We start from the raw sequence: 14,513 nt of genomic DNA, 5'->3' as shown, positions 1-14,513 counted from the left end.
TCCATAACAAAGAAGGGGCTTAAAGCCCCTTCTAGTACAACGTCAGTAATTACGCATCAAAGTCGATACCGATACGACGTCCAACATCTTCATAGGCTTCGATCACACCACCAAGACCTTGGCGGAAGCGGTCTTTGTCCAATTTTTCTTTAGTTTGCGCATCCCATAGGCGACAGCCATCTGGAGAGAACTCATCACCAAGCACCACTTCACCCTTGTACAAACCGAATTCAAGCTTGTAATCGACAAGGATCATGCCGCCACTGGCAAACAATGCTTTCAGCACGTCATTGACCTTGTAAGTAAGTTCTTTAGCTTTAGCAAGGTGTGCAGGCTCAGCCCAACCGAATGATTCAACGTGAGATTCGTTGATCATAGGATCACCTAAGGCATCGTTTTTAAGGAAAAGTTCAAACGTTGGCGGTGTCAGCTCTAAGCCTTCTTCAACGCCTAAACGACGACAAAGGCTACCCGCAGCAACGTTACGCACGACACACTCAACTGGCATCATCTCAAGGCATTTCACCAATGATTCGTTATCACTTAGCAGCGCTTCGAAGTGAGTTGGAATACCCGCTTCCTGCAGCTTAGACATAATGAATGCATTAAATTTGTTGTTTACCATGCCTTTACGGTCAAGTTGCTCAACTTTTTTACCGTCAAATGCAGAGGTGTCATCGCGGAATACTAGAACCATTTTATCAGGATCATCGGTGCGAAATACCGATTTTGCTTTGCCTGCGTATAGCTCTTGTCGTTTTTCCATTAGGAGAGTCTCCAAAATTCAATTCTGTAAGGGGATTTGTTACTTCGCTAGGCGCGAAAAAATTCGGTACGAAGTCAGTTTCGGATAATCCGTCGCTGAAGTATCAACCGTTAAAAAGTAGCCTTGCTGCTGGCGTACAATGCTGTAGGGGTAGCTGCGAGCACTCCATTCAACATCATCAAGGTTACGGCGTCGTACGTTAAACAACTTAATACCGTCCTCACCTTCAGCAGATTTAACTGGCAGGTTAAAATCAATAATGTCACCCACTTTAGCTAATTGCTCGGCAGGCACAACACTGATCTCTTGATTGTTATCACCTGTTAAAAATACGCCATCAGAGTTGCCAATGTAGGCTTCAAAAGAACGCTCTGAAAAACGGTTGCCTAGATTAAACGCAAGCTCACCATTGCTGCGCATCCACACAGGAGAGTTTTCATTAAGTGGGCGATTGACGTTGCTTTGATCAGACAACAGCACACGTGACACCTTGATCTCACTGGCAAACGTCGTCCACATATCAACGATCAAGCTAGCGAAACGATCCGATTTGTCTAGATTAACGGGGGATTCAGAACCGTCTTTAATCGACACTACTTGGATATTGGCTTGTGTCATCAAATTCTGTTCATCAAAGTCGATGACAAAACGGTATTTAGGTGTTTCAAGCTTGGTCACTACATACCAAACTTTTTTCAATGTCCCCTGCTCTTCCAGAGAAAAAGCGGAAGTAGATAAGCCATTGTCGCTTACTTGAAGCTCAATCTCAGCATCGTGAGCGGCCGCCATCTGCGTCAGATAGTCAGACATAAGTGTACGCGATTGCTCGATATCTAACGGCAATTGCAGCACAGCTTGCTGAGCACTCAGGCGTAAAGGTGCATACGCTAATGGCTGGAATGAAAGCGGCGCTCTAGGTGCTTCAAACTCGCCTTTGGCAGTCAAATCACCAATACGATCTTCATTAGGGATAACAAGCTTATCGCGAGTGGGTTGAGCATCATTCGGCAGCTGCAAGGTTACATCACTTGCTTCTGACTCTTGGTAGTCCAGACCATGATCGGTCAACATACTAGTACAGCCACTCAACAGGCCAAGCGCGATGACACCGCTTACAATCTTAAGGTTATGTTGTTTCATACCATTAGCCCTTAATTCCAGAATCTTTGAGCGCTTTAAGCACTGTCTCATGATACTGATCTGATAAATCAGTCAGTGGTAAACGAATTTTTTGCTCACATAGGCCAATTTGCGCTGCCGCCCACTTCACTGGAATTGGGTTTGGCTCAACGAACAACCCCGAATGCAAAGGCGCAATCGTTTGGTCGACTTTATGGGCTGCATCTGCATCACCAGCGATAGCTAGTTCAGCAGCTTGCGCAACGGCTTGTGGTGCAATGTTTGCTGTCACCGAAATGTTGCCTTTGCCACCCAACAGCATCAAATCAACCGCCGTTGGATCGTCACCAGAATACACAGCAAAATCATCAGGTGTACGTTCAATTAAGTCTTTGCCACGCACTAGATCACCGGTCGCATCTTTAATACCCACGATATTGGCAATGCCACATAAACGCAATACGGTATCATTGCTCATATCTGCAACCGTACGGCCTGGTACGTTGTAAAGAATTTGCGGAATGTCTACCGCCTCAGCAATGGCTTTAAAGTGCTGGTACATACCTTCTTGGGTTGGGCGGTTGTAGTATGGCACGACCAACAAACACGCATCGGCACCAGCATCTTTAGCACGCTGTGTCAGATCAATGGCTTCATGGGTCGAGTTAGCGCCCGTACCTGCGATAACAGGGATACGACCATTGACCGTTTGCACCACTTGGCGGATCACATCCGCGTGCTCATCATAGGTTAATGTGGCCGACTCACCCGTTGTTCCCACGGCAACGATACCGTGTGTACCTGAAGCGATATGGTGCTCGATTAGCGCGTCCAGCTTCGGCTTATCGATGTGACCATCTTGTGTCATAGGGGTGATAAGCGCAACTAAGCTTCCAGTGATCATCAGTACATCTCCACATTAAATTAAGCGTGCATAGTCTACCGCTCACGTTTGCCCTATACAACACAACAAGCTCGCAATATTTAGTCGCAATGGCTTCTAGAGTAAACTATTCGGCTTTTCATTGCGTAAACATTGTAAAATTAAGACATCAAACAAAACTGGAGTACACCATGAGCCTAACCATCGGACAACCAGCCCCTGATTTCGAATCCAAAGACCAAGACGGCAACCCGATTAAATTGAGCGATTTTCGTGGCAAAAAAGTCATCTTATACTTCTATCCAAAGGACTCAACACCTGGCTGCACCGCACAGGCCTGTAACTTACGTGACCATTACCAAGAGCTTACTGATGCAGGCTACGTCGTACTGGGCATCAGCCCAGACAGCGAAAAACGCCACCAAAACTTCATTAAGAAACAAGAACTGCCTTTTACACTGATTTCGGATGAAGACAAATCCGTACACGAACTGTACGGCACCTGGCAGCTGAAGAAGTTTATGGGCAAAGAATACATGGGCACCGTGCGCACTACTTTCATCATCGACGAATCGGGCAACCTTGAAAACATCATTGAAAAAGTAAAAACAAAAGAGCACGCAGCACAGATTTTATAATAAAAAGGCCCAGCAAATAGCATTGCTGGGCCTTCAGTTCTCACATCTATGAACGGTCAGGTGGGTGGCATCAAAGGCTGCGGATGCACCTTAGGCCAAGCATTGATAATCGCTTTCACCAAGGTGGCTAACGGAATAGCAAAGAACACGCCCCAGAAGCCCCAAACACCCCCAAAAAAGACCACCGCCACAATAATCGCCAATGGGTGCAAGTTAACCGCTTCAGAGAACAAGAACGGTACCAACACATTGCCATCCAATCCCTGAATCACCATATACGCCACACATACATACCAAAATTCATTCGAGACACCAAACTGGTAAAAAGCCACCAATACAACCGGTATAGTCACCGCCGCAGCACCAATGTAAGGCACCAGCACAGATAAGCCCACCAACAGCGCTAACAAAGCAGAATAGCGCAAATCGAAAAACCAGAAAGTAACAAACGTTACTAAGCCTACCACCAACATCTCTATCACTTTACCGCGAATGTAGTTGGCAATTTGATCATTCATTTCATGTGCTACATTGCGAATCATACGTCGCTCTTTAGGCAGCCAAGAAGTCATATAAGCAACGATTTTGTTCTGATCCTTCATGATGAAAAACATCACTAAGGGCACTAACACTAAATACAACAACAAGGAAAACAACGATGGGATACTGGTCAAAGAATAGGACAGCAACCATTGCCCGACTGTAGCGGCCTCAGCCGCCAGTAAATCACTCACCTCATCCACCGCCGACTGACTAATATAATTAGAATGTTCAGCAGCCAACGCTTGCACAAAAAATTGTATTTCACCGAACATTCGCGGCAAGTCATTGGCAAATCGCACAGCCTGCTTCCAAACAATCGGCACCGTGACACCGATAAATGCCCCACAAACCGTAATAAAACTCAAAAATACCAGCGTCACCGCCAGATTGTGCGACACACCCACTTTTTTAAGGCGCGCAATCGCCCCTTGTAACAAAAACACAAACACTACAGCAATAAAGACAGGCGCCAACACGCCACCCCAGAATGCCACCACCAACAGCGTAGCGAACAGCAACAAAATAAAAATCACCACTTCTTCATTCGAGAAGTAGCGCTTCATTAAATCATCTAGTATGCGAATCATGACTCAAGCTCTTGTTTAGCAATGACAAAATAAAAACTCCCTTCACTCTCACCTTGCTCAAGCAAAGGCAGACCAACCAAATCAAGGTAATGAGGGATATCTCGCAAAGACCCTGCGTCGGTTGCATAGACACAGATAACGTCTCCTGATGACATTTTGGCGAGCGCCAACTTTAATTTTAACAATGGCATTGGGCAACGCTCTTCTCTGGCGTCTAGGATTACGTCATACTGCTGTACTTCAGACATATTTAATCTCGCTTAAAAATCTAGGCCTTTATGAGACATTTTTTTTCACCAATCAGCAAGCTACTGAGCACATTAATATTGCTAACCGCTTGCCTACCAGCAAACAGCTACAACGATTTAAGCTTGCCGGATTTTACACGCCATCAAAATGAGCGCAGTCTCTCCAATAATGGTTACTTACTTGGACAGTTTTGGTTCCGCAAAATAAGTGGTAGCAATGGCTTAATCGAATACCCCCCTGCCTACAACTATCTGCGCCAGGCGGCCTCTGAAGTATTACCGCAAACCGGACTCAACAATAAGACACTGGAGTTGGCTCTACTTAATAGCCGACAAACTAACGCCTTCGTCATTCCTGGCAACCATTTATTCTTATATTCGGATATTTTGCGCATCATTCCTAACGAAGCAACGCTGATGGGACTACTTGCCCACGAGATCGCACACTTAGAGCTCAACCACTATGAGCGCTCAATTGAGAATCGTAAAAATGAACAAGGCAAGGCCATCATGATGCTGCTGGCCGGACTGGCAGCTTCCGCCTCAGGAGATGGCGAAGCGACATCCGCTTTATGGCTTGGCGGCATGGCGAACCAACAGGAAAACTTATTGCGCTACTCCCGCGCTCACGAACACGAAGCTGACCGCCGTGGTCGCGAGCTACTAGAGCGTAGTGGACTTCCCATTACCGGCATGAGCGAGCTGCTCGGCGCGCTTTCGCGTCAAGCTCGTGGTTCAAACTTCCCTGAATACCTATCCACTCACCCACTGCCGCAAAATCGCCTCAGCGACACGCTAAACGGCCAGCAAAATCAATCAGTGTTATTTCAACCTTCTTCCGATGGCTTTCAGTATTTCAGAGCCAGTGTGCTGGCGTATCGCGCTGCCCTCGAGGACAGCCAGGCGAAGCAATTATTGCAACGCAATATCAGCGATGCCAACGAATTTTATTATGCTCATGCCTTAGCGCTGGTATTAAATCACTACCCAGAACAAGCGCAAGCCGAACTGGATAAGGTCCAAGACAGCAATGATTTCATCGATTATTTGGCCGTGATTATCGCCTTAAGTAACAACCAAGTAGAGCAAGCAGATGCCATCACGAAACGTCGCTTGGCATTGAATCCAAGTGATCTCACCTTTCGCTACTTATCAGGGCAAGTTAGCCAAACTGGGAATTATTTACGCGTCAACAATGACATGCTTGGTTATGAGCAGCGCATGGTCTATCGCCACAACATCGCCATCGCCCGTCAACGGGGCAATGACTCCTACGCTCTGTATTATCATGCACTACTTGAATTTGCCCGCGGTAATGAGCGCTCAGCCATGCACCTAATCAAGCGCGCCGAACGTGAAAGCTCAGGCGAGCAACAACAAGAGATTCACCTAAAACAGCAACAGCTTGAACAGCTGATGGACGCACAGAAAGCCGAGTCCCTTGAATAACACCTTGCCCATGGGTGAACAACAACCATAAAAAAAGCAGCCGAGGCTGCTTTTTTAGATATTGGCACAAGACAAACTTACGACTTTTTAAAGTCCAGCATGCGCTGTAATGGCTTAAGCGCCTTGACGCGCACCTGCTCATCCACATGAATCTCATCGCTGCCATCACGCAAGGCATTGCGCAATAACTCCAACGAATTAAGCGCCATCCAAGGACAGTGCGCACAGCTACGACAGGTAGCACCAGAGCCAGCAGTAGGCGCTTCAATGAAACGCTTATGCGGAGACGCCTGCTTCATTTTGTAAAAAATGCCGCGATCCGTCGCCACAATGAAGGTTTCATTCGGCATTTCTTTGGTGGCTTTTAATAACTGCGAGGTCGAACCCACCACATCAGCAATCTCAACCACAGACTCTGGCGACTCTGGATGCACAAGAATGGCTGCATCTGGGTACACAGCTTTAAGATCTAATACACCCTTAGCTTTAAACTCTTCGTGAACGATACAAGCACCGTCCCACAGCAACACATCCGCACCGGTTTGAGTTTGCACATAACGGCCCAAGTGTTGATCTGGCGCCCAGATGATTTTTTCACCTTGATCACTCAAATGCTGCACCACATCCAAAGCAATCGCGGACGTCACTACCCAGTCAGCACGCGCTTTTACCGCCGCCGACGTATTGGCATAGACCACTACAGTTCGATCAGGGTGTTGATCACAGAATTTAGCAAATTCGTCTTCAGGACAGCCGATATCAAGCGAACACGTCGCTTCTAACGTCGGCATTAAAATCGTCTTTTCAGGACTTAGGATTTTTGCTGTCTCACCCATGAATTTAACCCCTGCAACCACAAGAGTTTTAGCTGGGTGCTCAGCACCAAACCTAGCCATTTCTAAGGAGTCAGCAATGACACCACCGGTTTCTTCTGCCAACTCTTGGATGGCATCTTCACAGTAGTAATGGGCAACTAATGCCGCATCTTTTTCTTTCAGTAGCGTTTTGATCTCATCACGCAGTGCTTGATTGTCGACCACGGGCTTTTTAAGAGATTCTTCGGCTTCAGACAGGTATTTCTGAACTGTATCGCGTAACGCTGCTTTATCGATTAATTCAGACATTGTATAACCCCTTGGGAATGGGCAGGCCTTGTGTGATGGTGGGTCGTACTGGATTCGAACCAGTGACCAATTGATTAAAAGTCAACTGCTCTACCAACTGAGCTAACGACCCGATCACAAATAAAGAAGAGTTGGTGGGTCGTACTGGATTCGAACCAGTGACCAATTGATTAAAAGTCAACTGCTCTACCAACTGAGCTAACGACCCAACGGGCGCGTATATTACAGTGATCACTGGGGAATGCAAGTAATTATTTCATATTATTCAAATAATTAGTCGCAAGTTTGGCAGCATTGGAGTCAGGGAAGTTTTCGATGGTGCGATTGAAGTAATCACGAGCCAGCGTTTGGTTACCCATTTGATCGTTTGCAATGCCTAGTTTATAGGTGGCATCGGACACTTTTGAATGCCCTGCAAAGGAATCAATAACCGTCTTGAATTGCAGTAATGCCTCGCCTTGATTACCAAGCACTAATGCCAACTCACCTAACCAGTAATGTGAATTCCCCGTCAACACATTATTAGGATGCGCTTTAACAAACTCACGAAACGCCTGTTGTGCTTGTTCAAATTGCTTATCCTTGATGAGCTGATAAGCCGCATCGTAGGCTTGCTTTGCCTCATCAGACGCTGGGTCTAGCTCGGCAGCACGCACTGGCGCGGACGCAACCATATTCGTAGCGTCATCTTGCTCAACGCTGCCGCTAATGGTCTGGGCTGGCGCAGCGGATTTACGGGCCTGCGTCATAGCTTCTGCAATGCGTTTATCAAGATCAATGTAGCGATCTTTTTGCAACGCTTTCATTTTATCAAGTTCGTATTGCTGACGCTCAACCTGACCGCGCAACTGAGAAACCTCTTGCTGCATAGTCTCTAGTTGATAAAGAAGATCAGCCGCCACACTTGAAGAAATACCGGATGAATTATCTGCTGCTAGCGCTGTTGGCGCTGACAAAGTCAGCACCAACACCGTAGAGCCTATCGCTAAACGAAAGCTCATTACTCGTAACGAACCTCAACGCGACGGTTAAGCTGCCAAGAAGAGCTGTCGTGACCGAAAGCAACTGGCACTTCTTCACCGAAGCTTACTGTTTCGATTTGTGACGCAGCAACGCCTTGGATCGTTAGGTAGCGCATGATCGCTTTCGCACGACGCTCACCTAGAGCCATGTTGTATTCACGAGTACCACGCTCATCCGCGTGACCTTCTAGAACGATGCGCGCATCAGGATTATCGATCAAGTATTGTGCGTGCTTAGCCAATGCTTCGCGAGCTTCAGGACGTACAATCGATTTGTCGAAGTCGAAGTAGAAAACTGTTGCAACGCCATCTAGAGAGTTCTGATCCATTTGTGCTGCTGCAGCACCTTCTGCACCGTCATCAACGATAACACTGTTTAAAGAACCACCTTCACCGGCTGCGTAAGTAGAATCTGATGAACCAGCTTGCGCTTGGCCATTTTCTTCTGACATTGCAGCTGAATCATTTTCTGTAGCGGTTGTGCTACAGCCTGCCAACCACGCTGCAGATAGGCCAACTACAGCAAACTTACCTAGTTTTGATACACTCATTATTAGCTCCTTAAAAGTGCTTTTTTTAATTAAAATACGGGGACCAAGCTGGCTCTCGCACATCACCGTCTGCCGATGGTAGCTTATATTTAACAAGACCATCAACTGAAACTACTGCCAATATGCCCTTACCTCGTTCAGATGTCGCATACATCACCATACTGCCGTTTGGCGCTATGGTTGGCGACTCATCAAGGTAAGTTTGGCTCAGAATTTCAACACGTCCAGTATTCATGTCTTGCAATGCAACATGATAATCACCGTTGTTCTTTTGTACCGTTACCAAGTAACGGCCATCTGGAGTCAAACGGGCACGTGTGTTGAGCTCACCTTCAAAGGTAATACGCTCTACATTTTTGCTATTTACATCGACGCGATAGATTTGCGGGCTACCACCACGGTCAGAAGTAAAGATGATACCCTTGCCGTCTGGTTCCCAAGTCGGTTCCGTGTCGATATTGTAATGATTCGTCATACGCTCAAGCTTACGCGTAGCGATATCTAACGTATAAATCTCAGGGTTATTGTCCTTCGACAACACTAAGGCCAACTTCTTGCCATCAGGCGACCAAGCTGGCGCACCATTCAAACCTTCAAATTGAGTTAAGCGCTCTTGCTTACCCGTCGCCAGCTCTTGAATAAAGATACTTGGTCGACGGTTACGGAACATCACATACGCGATCTTCTTACCATCACTGCTCCAAGAGGGTGACAAAATAGGCTCTTTTGAAGAGACAACCACACGTGGACGATAGCCATCCGCATCAGCAACCTGCAACTTGTAGGTCGGCGCACCTTTATCACCTTCTGCTGTGACATACAAAATACGGGTACTAAACGCACCACGAATGCCGGTCAGTTGTTGATACACCTTATCACTGATGTAGTGAGCAGCGTCACGGAAGTTACTTGGTCGCACATCCAGTGCCTCACGCTTACCCACGCGTGTTTGCGTTAACACATTCAAAAGCTCAAACGACACACGAAAAGTGCCATTATTGTTGTCAGTAACACTACCCACCAACACATAATCGGCTTTCAGCAAGCGCCAGTCACGGTAAGACACATTTTGCGAAGAGCTTGGCAAGCTAAGCATATTCTCACGCGGAATGGTTTCAAAGACGCCGCTGCGCAATAAATCACTTTGCACGATGCCAGCAACATCCTCCGGTAGCGGCTCCGCACCTGAATAGCCAAATGGCACCACAGCAATAGGCAGTAACTGATCAGCACCACTGGTAATCTCGATCACCAGTTGCGCTCGAGCAGACATAGAAAAAGTGAGGCATGCCATCACAAAGGCTAAAAAGATATGCTTTTTCATCAGTTTCTCAAATCTTGTGGGTTAAATAACAAATCGATTTGTCTGAAATTGCGCTCAAAAATATACGACTCAATTTCAGACAATTCCTCTATGCGTCCAACACGGTAAACAGCGTCTTTCGCTTTTTGGTCAAACACAGCATCACCACTGCCCTTTACCACTTGTACGTTATTGACTTCCCCACTTGGTAAGAAGCTAATCCGTAACAAGGTTTGCATACCATTACGAGCGCCTGGCGGTCGAATCCAAGCTGCGGTGATACGGTTATTGATCAGACTACTAATTGACTGCACCATCTGACCGGCTTGCTGCTCTTGCAAACGGCGCTCTTCTTCCGCCATCGCTTGCTTAACAGCTTCCTCTGCTCGACGGCGACGCTCTGCTGCTTCTTGACGTGCCTGTTCTTCAGCTTTGCGGGCGATTTCAGCCTCTTTAGCACGCTGACGCTCAAGCTCTTGCTGTCGTTCACGCTCTGCTTGGCGACGCGCTTCCTCTTCAGCCGCTTTTTTCTCGCGTGCGATACGCTCTTGACGCGCCTTCTCTTCAGCGGCTTTCTTTTCTTTAGCGCGCTGCTCAGCCCGCTGTTTTTCAAGCGCAGCTTGTCGAGCCGCCTCGGCTTCTTGACGCGCCTTCTCTTGACGCTGTTTCTCCGCTGCAGCCGCTTTTCGCTGTTGCTCTAGCTCTGCTTGGCGCTTGGCTTGCTGTTGCGCCTTACGCTTGGCCTCTTGTTCTGCTTCGGCAGCCGCTTGCGCAGCACGACGCTGCTCGGCCTCGCGCTTACCAATGATGGTTTCAGACACATCAATAACCGTCGCATTAACTATCGGCGGACGCTTAGGCGGCTCTGGAGTGCTTTCAGAAAAACCCGACAACACCACACCGCCCACTAGCACAACGACATGTAAGCCGACCGCCAATACGACAGGAAGTGAGTAGTTTTCCTTATCCAAAAACTTCATCAGTTTACTCAGGCTCCGTTACCAAACCGACATTAGGCGCACCCGCCCCTTGTAGAGCAACCATCAGACCAATGACATCACCATAAGGCACATTACGGTCACCACGCACTAATACAGGCAAATTCGGATTCTGCGCCAACACCTTACGGACGCGATCTTTCAGCTCAGCCAATGACAAAGTACTTTGCTCACCACCGATATCAATATAGTACTGACCGTCGCGATCAATCGAGGCAACAAGGGTGTCGGACTCTTCGGTTTGAATCGGACTTGCGTTAGCATTCGGCAACTCTACATCCACACCTTGAGTTAGCATCGGAGCGGTAATCATAAAAATAACTAGCAGCACCAACATCACATCGATGTAAGGTACGACGTTGATTTCGGCGACAGGCTTACGACGCTTAACGCGCCCTTTGCGTGAAATCATAATGATTAAGCCCCTTCGTTTGAATGAACCTTACGATGCAACACACTGCTAAATTCATTGGCAAAGTTTTCATAATGCGAGGCGAGGTTTTCCGCTTTGGTAGAAAAACGGTTGTACGCCACCACCGCAGGAATCGCTGCCGCCAAACCAATGGCTGTGGCGATAAGCGCCTCGGCAATACCCGGCGCCACGGTTGCTAACGTCGCCTGCTGAACTTCCGACAAACCAATAAAAGCATGCATGATGCCCCACACGGTGCCAAACAAACCTATGTAAGGACTGATCGAGCCTACGGTTGCCAAAAACGGCAAGTGCTGATCCAGCTTTTCTTCCTCACGGTACAAGGCAACACGCATTGAGCGCTCTACGCCTTCAATGACCGCATCTCCCTCAACTGCTGAGTTTTGACGCAAACGCGTATATTCTTTAATACCCGCTGTAAAAATATTCTCCATACCTTCAACATGGCGCCCTTCGGCGGTCAACTGTCGGTACAGGTTACTCAAGTCAATACCGGACCAAAACTGATCCTCAAAACGGCGACTCACGACGCGAGCACGTTTCAGTACGCGCATACGCTGAAAAATCACCACCCATGAAAAAATAGACGCTAGCAATAGCGTCAGCATGACTAACTGTACAACAAAACTTGCGTTTGCGATTAAGCCCCAAATGGACATGTGTCTTCCTCTATTCCAGATCTTGAGGTAATTGGTAATCAAAGTGTTCGTATGCCCGCTGCGTCACCTGACGCCCTCGTGGCGTACGTATCACAAAGCCCTGCTGAATTAAAAACGGCTCAATGACATCTTCGATAGTATCTTTATCTTCGCCCACGGCCGCGGCAATACTGTCTAGCCCGACGGGTCGACCGCCAAACTTTTCGATCATGGTCAACAACATACGCCTGTCTAAATGATCGAAGCCTTGGCTATCTACACTTAACATATCGAGCGCTCGTTGGGCAACTGTTTGCCCGACAACCTCAACACCTTCTACTTGTGCCACATCGCGCACTCGACGCAATAAACGGTTGGCAATACGCGGGGTGCCGCGCGATCGTCGCGCCACTTCAAAGCAACCTGACTCATCTAAGTTGACACCCAGCTTCTGCCCAGAGCGACGTACGATTGTAGTCAGTGATTGGACATCATAAAACTCCAATCGTTGCACGATTCCGAAACGATCGCGTAAAGGTGATGTAAGCAAGCCCGCACGTGTCGTCGCACCCACTAAAGTGAAGGGGGGAATGTCGATTTTAATCGAACGTGCCGCGGGACCTTCACCGATCATAATATCAATTTGATAGTCCTCCATCGCGGGATAAAGGACCTCTTCGATCGCTGGGCTCAAGCGATGGATTTCATCGATAAACAGCACATCCCCTTCTTCAAGGTTGGTCAGTAAAGCCGCCAAGTCCCCTGCTCTTTCCAGCACTGGCCCCGAAGTAGTTTTAATTTCAGCGCCCATTTCATTGGCGATAATATTGGCCAAAGTCGTCTTGCCTAGCCCAGGTGGACCAAAAATCAAAGAGTGATCTAAGGGTTCGTTACGCTGACGAGCAGCTTGGATAAAAATATCCATTTGCTCTTTTACCGTCGGCTGACCTATATACTCAGCCAAAGATTGCGGCCTGATAGCACGATCGACTTGTCCGTCTGTTCCGCGCGCTTCGGGTGAGATTATACGATCATGTTCTATCATAATTATTTCAACATGCTTTTAAGTGCCGCTTTAATTAAAGCTTCACAATCGGATTCATCTTTAGGCAACTTGGCGATCATCTTAGTGGCCTCTTGTGGCTTGTAGCCCAGCGCAACCAAAGCCGCTTCCGCCTCTTGTCGTGGATCTGCCTGTACCTGAGCTACAACAGCGCGCTCACTAAACAGATCCTGTTTCGCTGCCGTGCCAAGCTTATCACGCAGTTCCACTACCAACCGTTCAGCCGTACGCTTACCCACGCCTGGCACTTTTGTCAGAGTATCCACCTGTGACTCCTGTACAGCCGTAATAAGTTCGGCAGGGTTCAAACTGGATAACACAGATAGCGCCATTTTAGGCCCAATGCCATTTACCTTAATCAAGATTCGAAACAACGCACGCTCATCTTTGCTGGCAAAGCCAAACAGAGACTGGGCATCTTCTTTCACCTGAAAATGAGTATGTAACGTAACCACATTACCGATGCTAGGTAATTCATAAATAGTACTCATGGAGGCCATGATTTCGTAGCCCACACCATTCACATCAACCAATAATTCCGGTGGCGTTTTTTCTACCAAAGTTCCAACAATACGTCCTATCATTATTTCACCTTCAAATCTGACATTTGCCAGCGCTTAGATGTGCGTCCAGCACGTTTACCTACGCCATACTCTAGCCCATCTGATGTGCGCGTATTGGCATGACACAAGCCAATCGCTAGGGCGTCTGCGGCATCCGCTTGCGGTGTAGATTCTAATTTTAATAGCATTTTTACCATGGCTTGAATCTGCTCTTTGTCAGCATTGCCGTTGCCTACCACAGACTGCTTCACTCGACGCGCTGCGTATTCATGCACCGGCAAATCCGCCATTGCGGCCGCCACGATCGCCGCACCACGGGCCTGACCAAGCTTTAAAGCTGAACTGGCATTCTTTGCCAAAAACACTTCTTCAATGGCAAACTCATTGGGCTGAAATTGCTCAATCACATCACTCACGCACTCGTAAATGCGCTTTAAACGCACAGCCAAATTTTCATCTGGCAGCTTGATGCAACCACTGCTGACATAATGAATTTTGCCATTCACAAAATCGAGCACACCAAACCCAGTCAACCTTGACCCTGGATCTATCGCTAATATTCGCGCCAAACTAAATCCCACTTAT

17 protein-coding genes and 2 tRNA genes are annotated in these 14,513 nt (G+C 47.6%); 2 read left to right on the top strand and 17 right to left on the bottom strand.

Going from position 1 to position 14,513, the window contains the following annotated elements; genetic code table 11:
* Positions 1-49: 49 nt before the first annotated feature.
* From purC to dapA, 3 genes are read right to left on the bottom strand one after another with little or no spacing between them, the layout of a single operon-like run.
* Complete coding sequence (gene purC, locus JQX58_RS02700) at positions 50-766, bottom strand: phosphoribosylaminoimidazolesuccinocarboxamide synthase (protein ID WP_204145275.1); 717 nt, start codon at positions 764-766, stop codon at positions 50-52.
* 39 nt (positions 767-805) lie between these two features.
* Positions 806-1,906, bottom strand: coding sequence for a hypothetical protein (locus JQX58_RS02695; protein WP_204145274.1), 1,101 nt, complete (start codon positions 1,904-1,906; stop codon positions 806-808).
* A 4-nt stretch (positions 1,907-1,910) separates the two neighbouring features.
* On the bottom strand, positions 1,911-2,789 hold the full coding sequence (gene dapA, locus JQX58_RS02690; RefSeq protein WP_204145273.1) for a 4-hydroxy-tetrahydrodipicolinate synthase: 879 nt from the start codon (positions 2,787-2,789) through the stop codon (positions 1,911-1,913).
* A 170-nt stretch (positions 2,790-2,959) separates the two neighbouring features.
* On the opposite strand from dapA, the gene bcp reads away from it, so the two are divergent.
* Positions 2,960-3,406, top strand: a complete 447-nt coding sequence (bcp, locus tag JQX58_RS02685) for a thioredoxin-dependent thiol peroxidase (RefSeq protein WP_204145272.1) — start codon at positions 2,960-2,962, stop codon at positions 3,404-3,406.
* A 56-nt stretch (positions 3,407-3,462) separates the two neighbouring features.
* Here bcp and JQX58_RS02680 read toward each other — a convergent pair whose 3' ends face one another.
* Both JQX58_RS02680 and JQX58_RS02675 read right to left on the bottom strand, forming a co-directional pair.
* The gene (locus JQX58_RS02680; protein ID WP_204145271.1) at positions 3,463-4,536 is read right to left on the bottom strand and encodes an AI-2E family transporter; all 1,074 of its coding nucleotides are present in this window, start codon (positions 4,534-4,536) and stop codon (positions 3,463-3,465) included.
* Positions 4,533-4,784: a sulfurtransferase TusA family protein gene (locus tag JQX58_RS02675; protein WP_204145270.1), complete on the bottom strand. Its 252-nt coding sequence runs from the start codon at positions 4,782-4,784 to the stop codon at positions 4,533-4,535. Before JQX58_RS02675 ends, JQX58_RS02680 begins: the two co-directional genes overlap by 4 nt.
* A 30-nt stretch (positions 4,785-4,814) precedes the next feature.
* On the opposite strand from JQX58_RS02675, the gene JQX58_RS02670 reads away from it, so the two are divergent.
* On the top strand, positions 4,815-6,233 hold the full coding sequence (locus JQX58_RS02670) for a M48 family metallopeptidase (protein WP_204145269.1): 1,419 nt from the start codon (positions 4,815-4,817) through the stop codon (positions 6,231-6,233).
* A gap of 77 nt (positions 6,234-6,310) precedes the next feature.
* Here the strand turns inward: JQX58_RS02670 and nadA are convergent, their stop codons facing one another.
* The 12 genes from nadA to ruvC form a co-directional block, all read right to left on the bottom strand.
* Positions 6,311-7,357, bottom strand: a complete 1,047-nt coding sequence (nadA, locus tag JQX58_RS02665) for a quinolinate synthase NadA (RefSeq protein ID WP_204145268.1) — start codon at positions 7,355-7,357, stop codon at positions 6,311-6,313.
* A 36-nt stretch (positions 7,358-7,393) separates the two neighbouring features.
* Positions 7,394-7,469 (bottom strand) — tRNA-Lys (locus tag JQX58_RS02660).
* Positions 7,470-7,489: 20 nt separating this feature from the next.
* Positions 7,490-7,565, bottom strand: a tRNA-Lys gene (locus JQX58_RS02655).
* Between the two features lie 43 nt (positions 7,566-7,608).
* A complete protein-coding gene (ybgF, locus tag JQX58_RS02650; protein WP_204145267.1) occupies positions 7,609-8,358 on the bottom strand; it encodes a tol-pal system protein YbgF in 750 nt (249 codons plus the stop codon).
* Entirely contained in the window at positions 8,358-8,930 is a 573-nt protein-coding gene (pal, locus tag JQX58_RS02645) for a peptidoglycan-associated lipoprotein Pal (protein WP_204145266.1), read from the bottom strand. The genes ybgF and pal overlap by 1 nt, the downstream gene beginning before the upstream one ends.
* 25 nt (positions 8,931-8,955) lie before the next feature.
* Positions 8,956-10,254, bottom strand: coding sequence for a Tol-Pal system beta propeller repeat protein TolB (tolB, locus tag JQX58_RS02640; RefSeq protein ID WP_204145265.1), 1,299 nt, complete (start codon positions 10,252-10,254; stop codon positions 8,956-8,958).
* Entirely contained in the window at positions 10,254-11,213 is a 960-nt protein-coding gene (gene tolA, locus JQX58_RS02635; RefSeq protein WP_204145264.1) for a cell envelope integrity protein TolA, read from the bottom strand. Before tolA ends, tolB begins: the two co-directional genes overlap by 1 nt.
* 4 nt (positions 11,214-11,217) lie before the next feature.
* Positions 11,218-11,643: a protein TolR gene (gene tolR / locus JQX58_RS02630; RefSeq protein WP_204145263.1), complete on the bottom strand. Its 426-nt coding sequence runs from the start codon at positions 11,641-11,643 to the stop codon at positions 11,218-11,220.
* 5 nt (positions 11,644-11,648) lie between these two features.
* A complete protein-coding gene (tolQ, locus tag JQX58_RS02625; protein WP_204145262.1) occupies positions 11,649-12,323 on the bottom strand; it encodes a protein TolQ in 675 nt (224 codons plus the stop codon).
* A 10-nt stretch (positions 12,324-12,333) separates the two neighbouring features.
* Positions 12,334-13,347 (bottom strand): Holliday junction branch migration DNA helicase RuvB, encoded by a 1,014-nt coding sequence (ruvB, locus tag JQX58_RS02620; RefSeq protein ID WP_204145261.1) that lies wholly within the window; start codon positions 13,345-13,347, stop codon positions 12,334-12,336.
* A 2-nt stretch (positions 13,348-13,349) separates the two neighbouring features.
* A complete protein-coding gene (gene ruvA, locus JQX58_RS02615; RefSeq protein ID WP_204145260.1) occupies positions 13,350-13,949 on the bottom strand; it encodes a Holliday junction branch migration protein RuvA in 600 nt (199 codons plus the stop codon).
* Positions 13,949-14,497: a crossover junction endodeoxyribonuclease RuvC gene (ruvC, locus tag JQX58_RS02610; RefSeq protein ID WP_204145259.1), complete on the bottom strand. Its 549-nt coding sequence runs from the start codon at positions 14,495-14,497 to the stop codon at positions 13,949-13,951. Before ruvC ends, ruvA begins: the two co-directional genes overlap by 1 nt.
* Between the last annotated feature and the right edge of the window lie 16 nt (positions 14,498-14,513).

The sequence above is a fragment of the Marinomonas ostreistagni genome (assembly GCF_016888445.1).
Classification (GTDB): domain Bacteria; phylum Pseudomonadota; class Gammaproteobacteria; order Pseudomonadales; family Marinomonadaceae; genus Marinomonas; species Marinomonas ostreistagni.
This window is presented reverse-complemented; position numbering and strand designations above follow the sequence as displayed.

Bases quoted from the DNA above. Each gene is read 5' to 3' on its own strand.
- JQX58_RS02695 (WP_204145274.1), bottom strand. From the start codon at position 1,906: ATGAAACAACATAACCTTAAGATTGTAAGCGGTGTCATCGCGCTTGGC.
- tolA (WP_204145264.1), bottom strand. From the start codon at position 11,213: ATGAAGTTTTTGGATAAGGAAAACTACTCACTTCCTGTCGTATTGGCG.
- purC (WP_204145275.1), bottom strand. From the start codon at position 766: ATGGAAAAACGACAAGAGCTATACGCAGGCAAAGCAAAATCGGTATTT.
- tolQ (WP_204145262.1), bottom strand. From the start codon at position 12,323: ATGTCCATTTGGGGCTTAATCGCAAACGCAAGTTTTGTTGTACAGTTA.
- tolR (WP_204145263.1), bottom strand. From the start codon at position 11,643: ATGATTTCACGCAAAGGGCGCGTTAAGCGTCGTAAGCCTGTCGCCGAA.
- bcp (WP_204145272.1), top strand. From the start codon at position 2,960: ATGAGCCTAACCATCGGACAACCAGCCCCTGATTTCGAATCCAAAGAC.
- JQX58_RS02680 (WP_204145271.1), bottom strand. From the start codon at position 4,536: ATGATTCGCATACTAGATGATTTAATGAAGCGCTACTTCTCGAATGAA.
- ruvB (WP_204145261.1), bottom strand. From the start codon at position 13,347: ATGATAGAACATGATCGTATAATCTCACCCGAAGCGCGCGGAACAGAC.
- dapA (WP_204145273.1), bottom strand. From the start codon at position 2,789: ATGATCACTGGAAGCTTAGTTGCGCTTATCACCCCTATGACACAAGAT.
- ruvA (WP_204145260.1), bottom strand. From the start codon at position 13,949: ATGATAGGACGTATTGTTGGAACTTTGGTAGAAAAAACGCCACCGGAA.
- JQX58_RS02670 (WP_204145269.1), top strand. From the start codon at position 4,815: ATGAGACATTTTTTTTCACCAATCAGCAAGCTACTGAGCACATTAATA.
- ybgF (WP_204145267.1), bottom strand. From the start codon at position 8,358: ATGAGCTTTCGTTTAGCGATAGGCTCTACGGTGTTGGTGCTGACTTTG.
- tolB (WP_204145265.1), bottom strand. From the start codon at position 10,254: ATGAAAAAGCATATCTTTTTAGCCTTTGTGATGGCATGCCTCACTTTT.
- pal (WP_204145266.1), bottom strand. From the start codon at position 8,930: ATGAGTGTATCAAAACTAGGTAAGTTTGCTGTAGTTGGCCTATCTGCA.
- JQX58_RS02675 (WP_204145270.1), bottom strand. From the start codon at position 4,784: ATGTCTGAAGTACAGCAGTATGACGTAATCCTAGACGCCAGAGAAGAG.
- nadA (WP_204145268.1), bottom strand. From the start codon at position 7,357: ATGTCTGAATTAATCGATAAAGCAGCGTTACGCGATACAGTTCAGAAA.